Genomic DNA, 18,824 nt, shown 5'->3' on the forward strand with positions numbered 1-18,824 from the left:
CCAGTGAACGAGGTGTGCTGCATTAACCCCATTGCGCGCTGGCCGGTGTAGGACCGAGCAACGCGTGATAGGCATTGCGAAAATGGGGGGAAGAATCCCCACTCCCTCAACCGTTGAGGAATCCGTGTTCCGTTACCAGCCAAGCACAGAATTGCGCGAGGCACCGATACGATCGTCGGCAGCGTCACGTGATCGGTCAAACAGCATAAAGCCGAAGCGACGTGTCGTTCTGGTGCAGACCCAGGCGGAGAACGCCGGTGCTCAGGAGATCACAAGGCTGCTTGGTGCCGGCCTGACGGCGCGCGACTATGAGGTCTTCAATCTCTTCTTTTTCCGCAAATCAGATTCCTTCGACGAACCGCCGAACACGTTCTATTGCGCGCAGAACCGGCCAGGAAATCCGGTGGCGCTGTTGCGCATGCTGTGGAAGCTCGGCAGCCATATCAGGGCCATCAGACCCGATGTCGTCCTCACGTTCCAGCATTTTGGCAATGTGATCGGCGGAGGCGTATCGCGCCTCGTCAGTCGCGCTCCGGTTATTGCCAACCAGGTTTCATCCGCGATGTCGATGAGCTGGCCGGTCCGCGCCGCCGACATCGTCATGGGCAGCGTTGGCTTCTACAATTGCATAACGCTCAACTCGCGGGAGATGGAGCGCGAGTACGCGCGCTACCCCGCCCCTTATCGATCGCGCATGAAGCATGTCCCACACGGCTTCGACGACAAATCGCTCGATCTGCCGAAGGATATCGCGCGGCAACAGTTCAAACTGCCGCCCGATCGCGTGCTGCTCGGTTGTGCTGCAAGATTGCACCCTCACAAGCGGCTCGATGCGACGATACGTCTCTTAGGCAGCGAACCGTCCTGGCATCTTGCGCTGGCCGGTCAAGGCGCGGACGAGACACGGCTGAGGCTGTTGGCAGACGAGTTGAAAGTATCCGACAGATTGCATCTTGTCGGCGAGATTCCGCCGCGACGGATGGCGGACTTTCTCGCCTGTCTCGACGTATTCGTGTTCCCGACGCAAGCTGAAACCTTTGGCCTGGCCGCGGTTGAAGCTGCAAACGCAGGTGTTCCTTCGGTCGTGAACGATCTCCCCGTTTTGCGCGAGGTGCTGTCTTTTGAAGGAAGACCCACGGCGCTCTTTGTCGATGCCTCGGACAATGCGAAATTATCGGCCGCCGTTTCCACAATTCTAACGAACAAAACGTTGAGCGACGAACTGCGGCAAAACGCCAAAGGCCTGAGGTCGCGCTATTCGGTAGACACAATGGTCGAGGAATACGTCCAAATTCTCAGCCAGGCTGTTTGATCAGTACGCATTAGGCACATGGGCGCAGATGGGCCGAACATGATTATCGAATTTCGCTGCGAACGCGAGCATGCACGGCAGTGGATGTCCCGTGAGGCGCTGTCCGTCAACGGCCGGGATGTCCCGGTTCAAATCGCGTGGACGCCAACTGCGGAAGCTCGGCCTGCTGGCTTGGAGGCGCTGCTCGAGCTTGAACGGATGGTATTGCGGAGGGGCCAGCGCGGTGGCGCCGACAAACTGAAAGTCATCCCGGAACGGTCGCAGGCCCAGGCCGGCAGGGCCGACGTGATTGTCGATTTTACACGCGCCGCCCGGGATCGGGACTGCTCCGCCCGGCTATATCTCCGTCCGCTGTTTAATGGGGTACAAGGCGAAAACGCCGCGCTGGCAGCCATACTCGCGGGTGACTTGCCGACTATCGAAATCGTCAATGAACTCGACGGCACGGTCCTCGATCGCGGTCATCCGTCCGGAGAAATTGCAGTCGGCTTGAGCGGTGCGCTCGAAACAGTCATGGCGCGAACCCTGACCATGCTTGCTGCGATTCTGTCAGGAGCGCCAAGAATAGTTCCGGAGCTGGCTTCGTCGGCCGGCAAAAGCACCCCACGACCGGCAGCCACATATGTTCTGCGCGGCCTGGCCTTGTCGATCGCGAAGGAAATATATCGCCTTTGCTGTTATGCGCCTCATTGGCACATCGGGTGGCGCTACAGCGAAAATGCCGACGTGTGGCGGACCGGAGATCTATCCGGGCCGGACTGGAAAGTGCTCGGGGATCCCGGAGATCACTTCTACGCGGACCCCTTTCCGGTCAAATGGAAGGAAAGGACATTCGTCTTCTTCGAAGATCTCGATCACAGGGTGGGCAAGGGTATCATTTCCGCGGTCGAGTTCGACCGCACTGGTCCGGTCGCAAACGTCGTCCCCGTGCTGGAAGAGCCCTGGCATCTGTCCTATCCGTTTCTGATTGAGGATAATGGCGAACTCTGGATGATCCCGGAAAGCACGGAGCATCGGGACGTCGCGATTTACAAATGCGTTCGGTTTCCGGACAAATGGGAGCGTCACTGCACGTTGCTGTCGGGGCTCGAACTGGCCGACGTGACCATCACGCGGCACAACGGCATGTACTATCTGTTCGGCGCCTGGCGCGACGGGACCGGAGGCTATTCCGACACATTGGCGATCTTTTATGCCGAGCAGCTCTTTGGACCCTGGTTGCCGCATGCGAGCAATCCGGTTCTGATGGATCGCGCTAGTGCGCGACCGGCGGGCAACTTTGTGACCATCAATGGAAGCCTGTGGCGGCCGGTCCAGGATTGCTCCAACGGATATGGCGCAGCGCTCGGTCTTGCGGAAGTTCTCGAACTGTCGCCGACCACATTCAGACAAGTCGTTCGGCACTCTCTCAAGCCAGGGCCTGCATGGCCGGGCAGAAAGTTGCACACTCTGAACCGCTGCGGCCAGCTCGAGGTGATCGACGGATCGCGGGTTCAGCCGAAGTTCAAGGCTTTCGTAGACGGACCTGTATCGACCGTTTCGGCATCCTCCGGGAGTGACGCTGCTCGGCGGAAGCCGGCCCGATCGCGAAACGCCCCTAACAGCGTTCTGGCCGCCGATTAGTTTCGCGGTGGTCAGCGACCATCGCCGGTACGGTTCGCGCTTATCAAGTCAGCCAGATGTAAAAAGAAAGCCCGCGGCGTCGCGGGCTTTCGTTCTCCGCTACCAGCCGCGATAGCCGCCGCTACCGAAGCTGAAGGTGACACCTGGTCCCCCGCCGTAGTACGGCCGCTGATATCCATAGCTGTTGTAGTATGGGCGATAGTAGCCATGCCGGTGGTGGCCGTAGCGGTGGTAGCCGTAGTGATGGTGATGACGGTGCATTCCGTAGTGATGATGGTGATGGCCCCTTCCCCGAGCGCTCAGATCGGTGGACTGACTCTCATAGCTGCCCGTCTTTGCTGCCGCCTGCCAATCCGCCGCATTTGCGGCCGAACTACCAATCAGCGCTGCAGCACCGACCGCCAACGTGATAGCTAACCTCTTCATGGTCGCACTCCATTTCGTGTGTGAAGTTCAATCCCATAAGGAGCGCCACGTTCCGGGCTGCGACATAATACCCAGCCGTTTAGCTGCGGTTCATCTCCATGAACAAATCCCTTTCGCGAAGTGGATGCAGGCAGTGGGCACGGCTCGAGGACGCAGAGTTGAGGTCAAGCGATGACATTCCCTGCGCTAGCCTACTGCTGTCGCACTTCACACCGGTGTCGTCCCTGCGAAAGCAGGACCCATAACCACAGGCAATTGTTGTGGCGCGAGCAAGCGGTTGTAGAGGTGTAGGGTGGGCAAAGGCGCACTTGCGCCGTGCCCACCATCCAGCGCCGTGCTCGCGATGGTGGGCACGCTTCCGCCTTCGCTCGTTGAGCTACGGCGGACAAGTCGCTTTGCCCACCCTACAGCATCGCCGCGAGTCATGATTCAATTTTCAAACAGCATGAGGATGCGAGTCCGCGTTCTCGCGGCGCGTTGCGTCCGAGCTTTGCGTACCTTTCCACCCTCCTCGATATCAGAGGGCGCAGGGAAAGCCGGGTGCTGGTTGCACCCGTGGGTCCCGTGCAACAAAAAGCACGGGGGTAGGACCACAGGTCAACCGAAGCATTCCGGCTTTCCCTGCGCGATGGTTTACGGCTTACTTCGTGCTCTCCCCGGTGACCGGGCTCTTTTGCCACCGTCACCCGCGGCAGCTCTTGCTGCTCGCGAGCTTAGCGCCAGCGTCGGGGCGCCAGGACCACACGACTTCGCCGTCCGTGATGTGCGTGCTCGTCAGTCACACCCATCACGTCCACCGCATCTCACCGCAACGTTCGTGACGATCGCGAGCCGCCCCTCATTCGCGTGAGACGCGCGGAGTTAAATCACTGATTTGCCCGACGGCGAAAGCGGATTATTTTTTACGGGAGGGGTGGACAGACTTTTGGTGATTTGCCCGTCGGGCAGTTTTTGCATAGCTCGCGTCTCAACACACGCCGGCATTCCGGGACGATGCGCCGCCTCGGGGCGCAGCTCCCGCGATTATCAATTTCCGGACAAGGTCCGGGCTCTCGCTGGCCGCGCCTGCATCGACCGCGGCTTTCACAGCGCCAACGTCGCCTTGCACGATAATAGATATCGGTCCACCTCTGGGTTGTTGCCGAGCGACGAGCTTGACGTTAGCCGCCTTGGCCACGGCGGGCCCCTCCCAACAAAACTGCGAACTCATGCGTCCGTGCTTGAGATTCCTTTGTTTTCCAGACTACCGGCGAAAGTCGACAGCATCCGACTTCGGTTTCACGCTGCACCGCAAACCCTTTCGGCGCGCTGACGACAACTCCCCCCTGGTCGCGCGGAGATGATATAATGTCCGATATCAGGAGCCGTCGAAGCTCCGGGACCAAGGATTTCGCTTACGCAATCAACTGCGATCAAGACGACGGCGCTCGAAGAGATGCACTCCGAAATCAGGCAGGCGATCGTGACTGCGGTCAGCCGGCGCGGGAAATGGAGGACGTTATGGCGTGGCGTGACGACAAGGCCCGAGCAACCCTGATCCACGAGGCCGGTGGGAGCGTGCAGCCGGGCAAGACGCCCCGGGCCTTTGCCGAGCTTCTGTTTGGCCACAGTAACATCGAGGACCTCGCCAATTACGACGCCGCGTCGCTGGCCTTTTTGGCAGAACAAGCCTGGGAACATGTGCAGCGGCGGACCGCTGATAGTGCCGACATCCGCGTGATCAATCCGATGATGCCGGACGGGCGCGAGATTTCCGTACTCGAAGTTCTCAATGACAACATGCCCTTCCTGTTCGATTCCACCATGGCGGAGCTCGCCGAGCAGGGCATCGAGGTCACGCTGGTCGCCCACCCGATCATTGCCGTGGAGCGCAACGAGCAGGGCAAGCTGCTGCATTTCTACGGCGAGGCGCTCCCCGAGGGGATAACGGGCGAGCGCGAAAGCCTGATTCACTTCCACATCGCACGCCTGGACGCCGAGGCCGACCGCCAGAAGCTGATCGACGGCCTCTCCAAGACGCTGAGCGACGTGCGCGCCTGCGTCACCGACTGGCGAGCCATGCGCGCCCGCGTGGAGCAGGCGATCAAGACCTTCAGCTCCAATCCGCCGCCGATGCCGATCGACGAGGTCGCCGAAGCCACCCAATTCCTGCAATGGCTGTGCGCCGACAATTTCACTTTTCTCGGCCTCCGAGAATACCGCTTCGCACCAGACAGCGATGCGCCGGACGACATCACCACCGGCGAAGGCCTCGGCATCCTGCGCGATCCCGATGTGAAGGTGCTGCGCCGCGGCGCCGAAATGGTGGTGATGACGTCGGAGATCCGCGCGTTCATGCGAGAGCCTACCCTGCTCATCGTCATCAAGGCCAATGTGAGCAGCCGCGTCCATCGCCGCGTCCGGATGGACTATGTGGGCATCAAGCTCTTTACGCCCGACGGCCGGCTTGAGGGCGAATTGCGCCTCGTCGGCCTGTTCACCTCGGCCGCCTATACCCGCTCGGTGCGGCAGATCCCCTATGTCCGCCACAAGGCGGCGCAGGTGCTCGAGCGCGCCGGCTTCGAGCCGGACAGCCATTCGGGCAAGGCGCTCCTGCATATCCTTGAAGAATATCCGCGCGACGAGCTCGTCCAGGTCGACGTCGAGACTCTCTACAATTTCGTCATGGAGATCCTGATGCTTTATGAGCGCCCCCGCGTGCGGGCGCTGGCGCGCGCCGACAAATTCGACCGTTTCGTCTCCATCCTCGCCTTCATTCCGCGTGACAAATATGACACCGACGTCCGCACACGCGTCGCAGGCTTCCTGGCGCAGGTCTACAAGGGGCAACTGGCGGCCTCCTACGCAGCTTTCCCAGAGGGGTCGCTTGCCCGCGTCCACTACATCATTGGGCGCTACGAAGGCGACACGCCTGTCATCGAGCGCGCCACGCTTGAAGCCGGAATCAGCGCCATCGCCGCAACATGGGCTGACAAGCTGAAAGCCGCGCTTGCGACCACCGCTGACGGCATGCGGGCCCGCCTGATCGCCAACCGTTATGCACGAGCCTTTACCGGCGGCTATACCGAGGTCTTCGACACCTCACAAGCGATTGCTGATATCGCCATCATCGAAAAGCTCACTGCCGCTCGTTCCGTGGCGCTTTCGGTTCACCGCATCGACGGCGACGATCCGACGCGTTTCGGCCTCAAGGTCTTTTCGCGCGGCGCGCCTTTGTCGCTGTCCTATCGGGTGCCGGTGATCGAAAATCACGGCCTGCGCGTCGTCAACGAGCGCACCTATGAGATCAGGCCGAGCGCCACGCCCGCACCCGCGCCGGTTTGGCTGCACGACATGACGATCGAGGCCAATGACGGCAAGCCGATCGTCATCACCGCGGAATTCGCCCGTCGCCTGGAAGCCTCGATCATGGCGGTGGTGGGCGATCGCGCCGAATCCGACGGATACAACACGCTGATCCTGCGCACGGTCCTGAGCTGGCGCGAAGTTTCGGCCATCCGCGCCCTCTCCCGCTACCTGCATCAGATCCGCGCGCCGTTCAGCCAGGACTACATGTCGGAGACTCTGCGCAAGAACACCGCGATCACCACCAGCATCGTCGCTCTGTTCCAGGCTCGCTTCGACCCGCGCCTCACCGCCACCGACGCCGAGCGCTCGGCGCGCGAGACGGCCCTCCTCGCCGAGATCGAAGAGCAGCTCAAATCCGTCGCCTCATTGGATGAAGACCGCATTCTGCGCCGTTTCACCAATCTGGTGCAGGCCGCCATCCGCACCAATCTATGGCAGCTCGGTCCAGACGGGCATCCGCGGCCGGTGATCTCCGTCAAATTCGACGCGCGCAAGATTGAGGAGCTGCCTGCACCTCAGCCGCTCTACGAGATCTTCGTCTATTCGCCGCGCGTCGAAGGCATTCATCTGCGCTTTGGCAAGGTCGCGCGCGGCGGCCTGCGCTGGTCCGACCGGCCGCAGGATTTCCGCACCGAGATCCTCGGCCTGGTCAAGGCACAGCAGGTCAAGAACGCCGTCATCGTGCCGGTCGGCGCCAAGGGCGGCTTCGTGCCCAAACGCCTGCCACCGCCTTCCAATCGCGAGGCCTGGATGGCGGAAGGCACCGAAGCCTACCGCATCTTCGTGCGCTCGCTGCTTGAACTCACGGACAATCTCGACGGCGACACGATCGTGCCGCCCGAAGACACCGTGCGGCACGATGGCGACGACCCCTATCTCGTTGTCGCAGCCGACAAGGGCACCGCGACCTTTTCCGACATCGCCAACGCGATCTCGACCGAGAAGGGACATTGGCTTGGCGATGCTTTCGCCTCCGGCGGCAGCCAGGGCTATGATCACAAGAAAATGGGCATCACCGCACGCGGCGCGTGGGAAGCGGTCAAGCGCCATTTCCGCGAACTCGGCACTGATATCCAGACCATGCCCTTCACCGCTGTCGGCGTGGGCGACATGTCCGGGGATGTCTTCGGCAATGGCATGCTGCTCTCGCCGGCGACCAGGCTCGTTGCGGCTTTCGATCACCGCGATATTTTCATCGACCCCTCACCCGATCTCGCCGCCAGCCACGCCGAGCGCCAACGCCTGTTCGACCTGACGCGGTCGAGTTGGCAGGACTACGACAAGTCAAAGATCTCGCCGGGCGGCGGGGTATTCTCGCGTTCGCTCAAGGCAATCCCGCTGGCGCCGGAAGTGCGGACCCTGCTTGATCTCGACAAGCCGCAGCCTACCCCCTTCGAGGTGATGACGGCGATCCTCAAGGCACGCGTCGACCTCCTCTGGTTTGGCGGCATCGGCACCTATATCCGCGCGTCCGGGGAAAGCGACGATCAGGTCGGCGATCGCGCTAACGATCCGATCCGTGTCGCGGGCGCTGGTATCCGCGCGCGGGTGATCGGCGAAGGGGCCAATCTCGGCGTCACGCAGCGTGGCCGCATCGAAGCCGCACAGAAAGGCGTCAAGCTCAACACCGACGCCATCGACAATTCGGCCGGGGTCAACACCTCTGACGTCGAGGTCAATATCAAGATTGCACTGGCGCGCCCCGAACGCGAAGGGCGTCTCAGTTCGACCGACCGCAATATGCTGCTTGCCGCGATGACCGACGAGGTCGGAGCCCTGGTGCTGCGCAACAATTATCTGCAGACGCTGGCGCTTTCGCTGGCCGAACGCAAGGGCCTGGCCGAGACCGGCTTCCTCACTCGGCTGATGCAATCGCTCGAGCAGCGCGGGCTCCTCAGCCGCGCCGTGGAATTCCTGCCGGACGATGCCGCGATCGCCGAACGCGCCCGGCGCGGCCAATCCTTGTCCCGGCCGGAACTTGCCGTGCTGCTGGCTTACGCCAAGCTGACACTTTACGACGATCTGCTCGTTACCAGCGTGCCTGATGATCCATATCTCGCCCGCGAACTATCCGAGTACTTCCCGCGCGAGGTGCAGGACAAATTCCCCACTGCGGTGGAACACCATCGCCTTCGCCGGGAGATTATCGCAACCAATCTCGCCAATGCGTTTGTCAATCGCGGCGGCCCGGCTTGTGTCGTGCGCCTGATCGACGAGACGGATGCCGATGTATCGACCATTGCCATGGCCTTCGTGGCGGTTGACGAGTGCTACGGCCTGAAGCGGCTCAACGACGCGATCGACGGACTGGACACCCGCATCGACGGGCAAGTGCAACTGGGCCTCTACGCGGCGATACAAGATCTGCTGCTCTCACGCATGCTCTGGTACGTGCGCAATGTTGATTTCAAGGCAGGCCTGGACTCGGTCATCGCCCGCTTCGGCCCGAGCATCCGCGAAATCGCCGCCGGACTCGACAAGACCCTGCCGGAGGATGTGCAGGCCGGGCGCAGCAAGCGGCGACAGGACCTGATCGATGCCGGCGTCCCGGCCGACCTCGCAGGTGATCTTGCGGATCTCGACGCCCTGGTCTCGGCACCGGATATCGTAACCGTCGCGGAGCGCACCAGGCGGACCATCGGCGACGCCGCCACGACCTTCTTCGCCGCCGAGGCCAATTTCCGCCTCGATCGCCTCATCGCCGCCGCACGCAGCGTGTCGGCAAACGATAATTACGAACGTCTCGCCATTGATCGCGCCGTCGACCAGATCGCCGCCGCCGAAAGAAGACTGGCTGCGGACATGCTTGCAACCGGCCAATGCGGCCAGCAAGCCGCGGGCGACTGGCTCGCCGCTCATCCTGAAGCAACGCGCATCCGCCGCTCGGTCGAGGAGATCGCAGCCAGCGGCCTGACGCTCGCCAAGCTGACGGTAGCGGCAAACATGCTGGGCGATATGGTGAAGAGCTGAGCGGGCTCGGAAGATCGCCTCGAGGCTGCCGGCTCGCACCGGCATTCGTCAGGCCGTCGGGAAGCGAGATTCCAGGAGATCGACCTCCCTGACCAACTTGCGGGCGATCTCGTCCGAGAGCTGTCGGCTGCGCGCGATGCGATACAGTTCGGCCCGTTCTGCGCGAAGTCCGACGAGACGGAGGCGGCGTTCGATGTCGTCGATTTTCTGCGCAAGTTCGGCTTCCTGACCGACCTTGGAACGTCCGTCGATACGCTGGCGATACAGCGCCATGATGCGAACGCCGGCATCGGTATAGAGATCGGCGTCAACTTGCCCTTCACCCATGTCATGCTGGGCCTGCTCGATCGCGCGGATCGCGGCTCCCGCCGCAGCGATGCGCGCTCGATCTTCTTCGGCCTGATGCGATGGCTCGGGTGGAAGCTCCAGATCCTTGAGCAAGAACGGCAGCGTTATGGTGGCGGCAACCAAAGATACGATGATGACGCCGCCGGCGAGAAAGATCGCGAGATCGCGTGCCGGAAATGGCGAACCATCGTTCATTGTCAACGGCAGTGTCAGTACGCCTGCAAGGGTAATGGCACCGCGCACACCGGCAATCGAGGTCGCCGCGATCAGGCGCCAGCTTGGAACATACGGCTTCTCGCCCTTCAGATGCGCGCGAAACAGCGTAAATCGTAGTGACGTCCAGACCCAGACGAACCGCAATGCTGCCAGAGCGAGATTGATCGCAACCACATAGACGAGGAGCCAGACTGGCGCATGATGCCCCGTCTCTTGGACCACTCTCGCCGCACCATCGAAGAGCTGCGGGAGCTGTTCGCCAAGCAGGACGAAGATCACGCCGTTCGCGGTGAACTGCACCAGGTCCCAGACGGCACCGCGACGAATGCGGGTCGCAGGTAATGCCTGGCCGCTCTGCTCGGCGTAGCTCATGGTGATCCCGGCGGCGACGGCCGCAAGAATGCCGGAACAATGCGCGTATTCGGCCAGGAGATAGGCGCCGAACGGAATCAGTAAACTGATCAGTATCTGCGAGCCCGTCTCTTCGCCAAAATGGCGCGAGACCCAATTCTTCGCGACGGTCACGGCCCATGTCACAACGACGCCGATGGCGATGCCACCGGTAGCAAGCCAAAGGAACGTTCCGAACGCGGCGAACGCCGAAAACGAACCGGTCAGAGCGGCAGCAACGGCGAACCGCATGCAGACCAGGCCCGATGCGTCGTTGAGCAATGATTCCCCCTCGAGGATGTGCATCAGCCGGCGAGGAATTGGTATGCGCGCGGCAATCGCAGAGACGGCGATCGGATCGGTGGGAGAAATGACTGCGGCGAGCGCGAAAGCGATCGCGAGAGGCATCGCCGGAATGATCCAATTGACGAAATATCCGACACCGACAACCGTGAATACAACGAGGCCGAACGCCAACTCCAGGATCGTCCCCTTGTCGCGAAACAGCCCTTCCTTGGGGATGCGCCAGCCGTCCAGAAACAGCAGTGGAGGCAGGAACAGCAGAAAGAAAATGTCCGGCTTCAATTGGACGCCGAGGTCGGCCACCGCAGCAATGAGCACGCCGATGACGATCTGAACGAGCGGCATGGGAAGCGATATCGGCGACATGCGGGCAACCCCGCCGCTGACGACCGCAGCCAGCAGCAGAATCAATGCAACGGTAATGGTCTCCACGCTCTCTCTCGCTTGCGTAAAGTCTGGGGATTTGCTTTGCGGGCATCATAGCGACGCCACCCGAGTCATTCCACCATCCATCCCGCGCCCCACCTCCCCGCGGGGTCTGTACTCGCGTTCCAATTACAGGTATGGCAATGCACTGTCTCGGTCCTCAGGTTCTGGATGAACTTCCTGATGAACGATCGATCGGCGAAATATCGCGAGTTCTTCGCCAAATTCGTTGCTGGAAACGCAAACCCAGGAATCGCGAACGCATTTGCGCTCGTCCCACGCGAACGGTTCGCGGGGCCGGGTCCGTGGTCGATCCGTTGCGGCGACGGTTACATCCGCACGCCGGACGACGATCCCGCATTCATTTACCAGGACGTCTTGATCGGGCTCGATCCCGATCGTGGCATCAATATCGGAATGCCCAGCGCCCATGCCGCCTGGCTGGACAAAATGGATTTGAGAGAAGGCGATCGGGTCATCCAGGTGGGGGCTGGAACCGGCTACTACACGGCAGTCATTGCCGAGATCGTTGGAGCTTCCGGCACCGTCACCGCCTTCGAGATCGATGAGGATCTGGCCGCGCGTGCGCGACAAAATCTGAAGGACTACAGCCAGGTCTTGGTGCACGCTGGGTCCGGAATCGGCCGCGAATTGCCTAAGGCCAACGCCATCTACGTCTGCGCGGCGGCAACAGCTCCGAGCTGGGCGTGGATCGATGCCCTGCTTCCCGGCGGTAGGCTGATGTTTCCGTTGGCACCGGAGTTCGGACTGGGCGGTATGCTGCGCGTGATGCGGCCCCAGGCTGGTGACCGGTGGCCCGCAACCTTCGTGTCGCGCGCGCGGTTCATCGGCTGTACAGGATTGCACGGCGATCCAGAGGACCGTGAGCGTCTCATCAACGCCTTCACCGAAGGTTGGGATCGCGTGCGATCGTTACGGTTTGATGAGCGAACCGACCGGACGTGCTGGTTTGCCGGCGACGGCTGGTGGCTCTCCACCGCCGAGCCGGCATGACGGTCTCTCTTCAGGGCGTGCGGCTGCTTCCCTCATCCAAGGGCCTTTGCTTGGCACCGATAATCCGAAGCCTGAAGGTTGACGAGCTGCCAGCCTTATGGCTTGGCGCCGATCTTGATATGGATCGCGTCGGTGCTTTCCTGATTGTCCGGGACCTGTTTCACGATTGCGGTCAATCCCTCGTTCCGCATGGCGTGCAGAAGGACAGCGGCTGGCTTGCCAGCCGCTCCCCAATCCGAGTGTCGCGATTCGGCGATCTGCACTTCAACCCCTTTGAACACGACGATGCCGGCCGCGGGCTTTCCTGGCGGGATATATCCAGAGCCTTGTGCAACCGCCTGTCTCTTCCAGCCAGCGGCATCAAGCGCCTTTCCGACATCTTCCATCAAGGCAACAGCTTCAGGGTCAAGCTCGACCGAGAAATCGAACGGAGTGCCACGAAATTCCTTGAGGGCACCGGCAATCCGCTGTTGGGATGCGGGGCCGAACCTCCTCGGGCTATCGGCCCAATATTCCAGAGCGACGCCGACCAGGACGAGAGCGGCAAACGTGATCGCCAGTCCTCGCTCCCAGGCGCCTTTCGAAATCCCGAGAACCAGAAGAGCGACCTCGCCGCTCAACCCTACCAGAAGCAGGATCTCCCCGATCTCCTTCAGCCAACTGAAGAGGACCAGGGAAAAGGCGGCGGTATTTAACATCAAGCTCTCCAAGTCGCAGGCTGGCAGGCGGCTTGGGGGACCGCATCACTCATAACTGCGGGTTCGACATGCGAAGGTCTGGACCTAAGCAACGGGAGATTAATAAGTCGCTAGCGGTCAGGGCGCGCGTCGTGCGGTGGTTCGTCGCGCGGATCACGCGGTCCTAAGATGCGCGCCGGGACAGTGCGGCTGGTGCAGCGCGCCGCTCAGAATAGAACTGCGAACGCGTATGTAATCACGATTTCAATGGTGCTGGACAGAGCGCGGCAATCAATGCGCGATCACCGCGCATTCGGCAAGGCCCGAGGCTCGACCAGCAGGCCCTGTCGTTCGTAGCGGCGGCGAGTTCTGCTGAAGCGCACGACGACGGCATATCGGGTACTGTTCGCCTTCGCGCGCCGCGTGAGCAGGGCATCGCCCGCCGGCAGAAACTCGAGATCATCGAGGCCAACGCAGTGCAGGCACGCCGGGCCGGGGGCCTCCATCATAAGGAGCTCGCCGGTGCCGCCGCACCGATGGCATGTCCACTCCCTGTTCAATGGCTGGATGACCACAAGTTCCGGGCCGCGGCTTGCCTTTTCCGCGAGGCGCTCACGCTTCGTTTCCGAGAGTTCCGGCGATACCCAATTTGTCCGATATGACGCCTCGATCTCAGGGTTTCCACTTCGACTGAAGCGCAGCGCTTGGCGCTGCGGCGTGCGAGCAACATAGGCTGTCGGGCTTGCGATCAGTCCTTTCGCAGTCGCCCAAGACTGGAATAGCTGCGTAGCTTCCGAGATGCGCGGTGGATTGACCTGGACAACTTCCTCCAGGCAGTCGACCTGCCCGCGCTGCCAGCGCTCGACCGCTCCGGGGTCGAGCCACCCGATCCCGACGAGAACGTCGATGGCGCTCACAAAGTGCCGGGCGGCAAGTGCCTCTTCGGCTGCCCTGGCGACGCGATCGCCCAGTGGAACTCGATTCTTCCGGCTCATCGTAGCTCAGCATCACCCTTCTAATCGACGCCGGGTCCTCGCCTGCGGTAACGGGTCCCGCCTCGGCATTCGCGCTGAACAACGCCCGCGCGTTGCCCGGTCTCGACGGGCAGGATCGGACATACGGATGAGTTGAGCAAGAGCTCAACCCATCCGAGGCACTGAACAGATTTCTCTGTTTGCGGCCGACAGACTGCCGTTTCGCGAATCAACGTCCGGCGTTAACGATTGTGAAAAGCTGGCGGTCCAACTCGGGAGAGTTTCATGGCCTTTCCTCTCGTCCAACAGCAGCCGATCTTGGCTTCCGGCAGGGATATGCCTTTGACACGTGCGGACATCCTTGCCCGCTATCTTCGCCTTCGGGAAATCTCCAAGAGCCTTCATGAGGAAGTTCTTAGGTCCATATCCGACGACGCATTACTGAAACAAGCGCGTCGGCTCGGATTGGCACGAGGAAAGACGTTGCTTCTCGATGACATGGACGAGATCTACTACGTCTACGACCTCGCCATCTACACCGCGCCGCCGGATCGTTCGCGGGCGATCGACCGCTATGCGAAGTCGGCCAAGTTTGAGGCGCAGTCCGACGAACGACTGATGCTGGATGCGATGCGCAGGTCGCAGTTTGCAATACTCCAGATCGAACAACGTCACGACGTGGTGGGTCTGATCGCCACCGACATTCTCCACAACTCCAAAGTGTGGCTGCTCGATGTCGGGCTTGAGAGCTCGATGGACGATGGAGAATTGATCGCTACCAGGCTGCTCACCCCTGGGCCGTTCTCGATGACCGCCGGCGTCAACGTTCCGTTCGAGATCGAAATGCTCGAGCCGATTTGCATGCTGCTGCCGCAGCGCACGGGCAACAGCAGGCTCAGCCAGATAGCGGACCACAGGCACTTCGCCGAAGCCGTCTATAAGGTGGGGCTCGCGGATGGCGTCATGGATCGAATGGCCTATTTCGATCCTGCCGGCGGGGCCTGACCTCAGCTCGGACAAATTTGCGAACTGGCCAGTTCCAAAATAAAAATCCGCCGACCTACGGTGAACATTCAATTATCGAGCAACATCCGCTGGAAGCGCTGTTTTCTTATCGACGGGTCGCTTAGCTCCCTTGTAATGACTTCATAGTCCGCCAAAGCGGCCGTTCATACGCGATCCACGCACGCGATTGCGTCGATGCTAGCCTGCGAAGCAGTCTAGGCGCCAAAATCAAGAACAATGTTAGAGTGAACAAGACTACGGCGGAGAGAGTGTCAGTCAACCCCCATTGAAAGATAAAGCATTTTTGTCCCTCCTAGACCAAGACTCACCGTTTGAGCTACGGCCGGGAAATGGGCTTTGGAGCAGCTCAGGCACGAAGCAGGTTTGGGATTGGCTCATCCCAACGGACACCTTCCGGATAGTATTTTACACTTGGATACTGCACCCGAATCCCTCCATGCAGTACCGCTTGGCGGTTTGCGCTGCATCCGAAGCGGTGCCGAACTATCCCTTACGATTGCTGCGGAACGCGGCTCCCCCGCCTGATCCACACGGCGATGGTGGGTCCGACGACTGCCACGACGCAAAGGGCCGAAAGCACGGCGCTGATCGGCCGCGTAACAAAGATCGTGAAATCCCCGCCGCTCAAAAAAAGCGTTTCGCGCAGCGCCTTCTCGAAGATCGGGCCGATCACCAGGCCGAGAATCATCGGCGCGAGATCAAAACCGATCTGGCGCAAAACCGAGCCGACGACTCCGAAGCCGACCAGAACGCAAAGGTCCCAGTAGCTATTTCGCACCGTGTAGACGCCGACGAAGCTGATGGCGAAAATGAAGCCGATCAATGCGTATTGCGGCACGCGCAGCAGCCGAACCCACATCCCGACCAGCGGCAAATTCAGAGCGAGCAGCGCCACATTGCCGATATACATGGACGCGAGGAGGCCCCACACGACGTCCGGATGTTGGGACAGCAGCAGCGGCCCGGGCTGTATGCCTTGAACGATAAGCGCCCCGAGCATCAACGCCACGTTCGGCGTGAAAGGAATCCCGAGACTCAAGACAGGCACCAGCGCGGAGGTTGCGACCGCATTGTTCGCCGCTTCCGGCCCGGCAAAGCCCTCGATCGCTCCCTTGCCGAACTCGTCGCGGTGCGTTCGGGCAATGGCCTTTTCGACGCCGTAGGACGCAAAGGTCGATGTGAGAGAGCCCGGGCCGGGCAACAGTCCGATAAGAAAGCCGATGCCCGACCCTCGCACGATTGCAGGCCACGCACGCGACCACTCGCGGCGCGTCGGGATCATTTCCCGCAAACGCACGGTGGTGGCACGCGGAAATCCTTCGTTCGAGGCGAGGACGTGGAACAGCTCGCTCAGTCCGTACAGGCCCAGCGCGACCGGCACGAGATCGAAGCCCAATGCCAACGTACTCGTGTTGAACGTAAAGCGCGTGTCGCCACTGACGGCATCGACGCCGATCGTCGCCAGAGCCATGCCGATCAAAAGCATGACCATGTTCTGGGCTGGATCGTTTCCAGTGATGCGCACCAGCGTCAAACCGCCCAAAAGCGCCAGAAGGCAGAACTCCGGAGACGAGAAGCGCAGCGCAACGTCGGCTAGCAGCGTGGTGAACAGGCTGAGCCCGACAATGCTGATCGTTCCGGCGATGAACGATCCCACGGCGCAAATCATCAAGGCAGCGCCGGCTCGCCCCTTTCTCGCGAACTCGTGACCGTCGATCGTCGTGACGATAGATCCGCTTTCACCGGGGATCCGGAGGAGGATCGCCGTGGTCGATCCGCCATACATGGCACCGTAGTAAATCCCGGCCAACATGATCAGACCGGTCACTGCGGAAAAATGGATCGTGATCGGCATCAGGATTGCCATCGCGCCCAGCACGCCGAGACCTGGCAGAACGCCGGTGGCGGTGCCCACAAGCGCCCCGAGCAGTGCGGCCGCAATGTTCACGGGCTGGAGAGCCACGGCGAACCCGCCAAGCATGTTACCGAGCAGATCCATGGTCAGCCCCTGAAAATGACAGTGAGAAGGGAGCCGAACGGCAGCGATGCCTTCAAACCCAATGAGAAGACAATCCAGAACGCAACAGGTGTTGCCGCGCTGAGAATGACGGCACTCGTCCATGGTGCGCCGGCAAGGCGCCCCATCAACAGGAGGAAGACCCCCGTCGTCAGGAAAATCCCAAACAAGGGCAGCCCGACGATGAACATCACGCAAAGGAAAAAGGCGACTCCGACGCGCAGCGCCGCGCTGCCCTGGGGCCAGGGACCGAGATCAGCAGATGCGCCGCGGTTACGAGCCGTCACGAATGCGCCGAATGCCACCCAGCAGACCGCCACCAGGACGGGTACGGCGCCGATGCCCGTTCCCGGTGGGTCGCCCATCGGCAGTTTGATGGCCTGATAGAGATAGAACAGTCCCGCAGCCGTCAGAATGAGCGATGCGAGTCTGATTCCCGTGGTCGATGCCGGAGCATTGGCCGCTGTCGAAGCCTCGGTCTTGATGACTATCGCCTGGTCCATCTGCCGCCTACTTTCCGCTCGGAGTCGATGGAGCCGTGGCGTTGAAGATCTCCGTGAACTGACGGGTCATCTTCTCGCCATCGGTGAACTGCACCTGAATGTTCTGAGCGGTGAGCACCCGCACAAAGTCGGGATCAGACACGGCCTGCTTCACGGCCTCGACGAGAACGCGACGTTTGGCCTCAGGAATTCCCTTCGGAGCATAGACCACGTAGTCGCTGGTGGTGACGACGTCGTAGCCCAGTTCCTTGAACGTCGGGACATCCGGGTTCGAGCTCATCCGCTCGGGACCGAACACCGCCAGCGGACGCGCTTTTCCGACTTCGACCTGGGCCTTCAGCCCCGGCCAGGTGAGCGCCGCAAGTTCGGTGTTCTTTCCGAGGAAGGAGGCAACGCCGTCCGCATCGCCGCTATAGGGGACGAACCTCACGTTGATATTCGCCTTCTTGGCGAAAGCGTCCCAGGTGTACTGATTGATTCCGCCCGCAATGCTGGCGACCTTCAGCTTCCCGGGATTCTCCTTCGCGTACTTCACCACGTCATCCAGCGTCTTCAACTGCGAGTCCGCCTGAATGCAGATGGTGTTGTAGACAATGCCAATGCCGCCCAGAATATCGTACGTGCTGGGATTTCCCCAGGACAATCCCTTGACCGTATGCACGGCGATCGTCATCGGACTGTTCGTTGCGACACCGATCTGGTATCCGTCCGGCTCGGCCGTGACGACGGCGGTGACACCGCGCGTTCCGGCTCCCCCGGCAATGTTCTCAATCGCAACCGGTTGCTTGAGCGGCTTTTCAAGCGCTCGTCCAAGCGCGCGGCCAATCGCGTCCGATCCGCCGCCAGCGCCGTAATTGACGGTCAGGGTGACCGGCTTCGTGGGAAATTGACCTTCGGCGGCGTGCGCGCACGCGCCGGCAAGGGAAAGACTAGCAGCGAAGTTCATTACAACTAGCATGCGCATCTTGAGCGATCCTCGAATTGTCCGGTGAACGATCTGAGGCCGGCTATCGACCGGGGCGCCCTCAACTCTGGACGCGCAGATTCGTCCCTTATCCAGGAACCGTTGCCTCGAGATCACGAGCGTGACGATATTTTGATAATCACTTGTGTACAAGCACAAAACTTGTTCGCAAGCGCACAACTTGCGCGCAAATGAACTTGCGATTCAGGAATAGCGTTGCGCCGGCCGTCAGCCGGTGTGCATGGGTCCCGCCGCGCAGCCGTCCGAATGCTCTTTCTGACATCAGG

Annotated in this window: 13 protein-coding genes; 6 read left to right on the forward strand and 7 right to left on the reverse strand. The window is 61.2% G+C overall.

Annotated features, from left to right (window positions below; genetic code table 11):
• Positions 1-124: 124 nt before the first annotated feature.
• Together ACZYOF_RS01965 and ACZYOF_RS01970 are read left to right on the forward strand one after the other, a co-directional pair.
• Positions 125-1,312 (forward strand): glycosyltransferase family 4 protein, encoded by a 1,188-nt coding sequence (locus ACZYOF_RS01965; RefSeq protein WP_463714619.1) that lies wholly within the window; start codon positions 125-127, stop codon positions 1,310-1,312.
• Between the two features lie 39 nt (positions 1,313-1,351).
• Positions 1,352-2,935 carry a glucosamine inositolphosphorylceramide transferase family protein gene (locus ACZYOF_RS01970; RefSeq protein WP_463714620.1) on the forward strand — a complete coding sequence of 528 codons (1,584 nt, stop codon included), beginning with the start codon at positions 1,352-1,354 and terminating at the stop codon, positions 2,933-2,935.
• 99 nt (positions 2,936-3,034) lie between these two features.
• On the opposite strand, the gene ACZYOF_RS01975 is transcribed toward ACZYOF_RS01970, so the two are convergent.
• Entirely contained in the window at positions 3,035-3,361 is a 327-nt protein-coding gene (locus ACZYOF_RS01975; RefSeq protein WP_463714621.1) for a hypothetical protein, read from the reverse strand.
• Positions 3,362-4,328: 967 nt separating this feature from the next.
• Complete coding sequence (locus ACZYOF_RS01980) at positions 4,329-4,571, reverse strand: BMC domain-containing protein (RefSeq protein WP_463714622.1); 243 nt, start codon at positions 4,569-4,571, stop codon at positions 4,329-4,331.
• 278 nt (positions 4,572-4,849) lie between these two features.
• Between ACZYOF_RS01980 and ACZYOF_RS01985 the strand changes: the two genes are divergently transcribed.
• On the forward strand, positions 4,850-9,679 hold the full coding sequence (locus ACZYOF_RS01985) for an NAD-glutamate dehydrogenase (protein ID WP_463714623.1): 4,830 nt from the start codon (positions 4,850-4,852) through the stop codon (positions 9,677-9,679).
• Between the two features lie 48 nt (positions 9,680-9,727).
• Here ACZYOF_RS01985 and ACZYOF_RS01990 read toward each other — a convergent pair whose 3' ends face one another.
• Positions 9,728-11,368 carry a Na+/H+ antiporter gene (locus ACZYOF_RS01990; RefSeq protein WP_463714624.1) on the reverse strand — a complete coding sequence of 547 codons (1,641 nt, stop codon included), beginning with the start codon at positions 11,366-11,368 and terminating at the stop codon, positions 9,728-9,730.
• A gap of 372 nt (positions 11,369-11,740) precedes the next feature.
• On the opposite strand from ACZYOF_RS01990, the gene ACZYOF_RS01995 reads away from it, so the two are divergent.
• Entirely contained in the window at positions 11,741-12,376 is a 636-nt protein-coding gene (locus ACZYOF_RS01995; RefSeq protein WP_463714625.1) for a protein-L-isoaspartate O-methyltransferase family protein, read from the forward strand.
• Complete coding sequence (locus ACZYOF_RS02000; protein WP_463714626.1) at positions 12,373-13,071, forward strand: hypothetical protein; 699 nt, start codon at positions 12,373-12,375, stop codon at positions 13,069-13,071. Before ACZYOF_RS01995 ends, ACZYOF_RS02000 begins: the two co-directional genes overlap by 4 nt.
• A gap of 284 nt (positions 13,072-13,355) precedes the next feature.
• On the opposite strand, the gene ACZYOF_RS02005 is transcribed toward ACZYOF_RS02000, so the two are convergent.
• On the reverse strand, positions 13,356-13,970 hold the full coding sequence (locus ACZYOF_RS02005; RefSeq protein WP_463714627.1) for a hypothetical protein: 615 nt from the start codon (positions 13,968-13,970) through the stop codon (positions 13,356-13,358).
• 375 nt (positions 13,971-14,345) lie between these two features.
• Here ACZYOF_RS02005 and ACZYOF_RS02010 point away from each other — a divergent pair, with 375 nt between their 5' ends.
• On the forward strand, positions 14,346-15,032 hold the full coding sequence (locus ACZYOF_RS02010; RefSeq protein ID WP_463714628.1) for a DUF7986 domain-containing protein: 687 nt from the start codon (positions 14,346-14,348) through the stop codon (positions 15,030-15,032).
• A gap of 511 nt (positions 15,033-15,543) precedes the next feature.
• Here the strand turns inward: ACZYOF_RS02010 and ACZYOF_RS02015 are convergent.
• The 3 genes from ACZYOF_RS02015 to ACZYOF_RS02025 are packed head-to-tail and all read right to left on the reverse strand — an operon-like array spanning position 15,544 to position 18,717.
• The gene (locus tag ACZYOF_RS02015) at positions 15,544-17,052 is read right to left on the reverse strand and encodes a tripartite tricarboxylate transporter permease (protein WP_463714653.1); all 1,509 of its coding nucleotides are present in this window, start codon (positions 17,050-17,052) and stop codon (positions 15,544-15,546) included.
• A 2-nt stretch (positions 17,053-17,054) separates the two neighbouring features.
• A complete protein-coding gene (locus tag ACZYOF_RS02020; RefSeq protein WP_463714629.1) occupies positions 17,055-17,573 on the reverse strand; it encodes a tripartite tricarboxylate transporter TctB family protein in 519 nt (172 codons plus the stop codon).
• Between the two features lie 7 nt (positions 17,574-17,580).
• Positions 17,581-18,717, reverse strand: a complete 1,137-nt coding sequence (locus tag ACZYOF_RS02025; RefSeq protein WP_463714630.1) for a Bug family tripartite tricarboxylate transporter substrate binding protein — start codon at positions 18,715-18,717, stop codon at positions 17,581-17,583.
• Positions 18,718-18,824: the final 107 nt, after the last annotated feature.

The organism is Bradyrhizobium sp. LeoA1Lang (genome assembly GCF_055413685.1).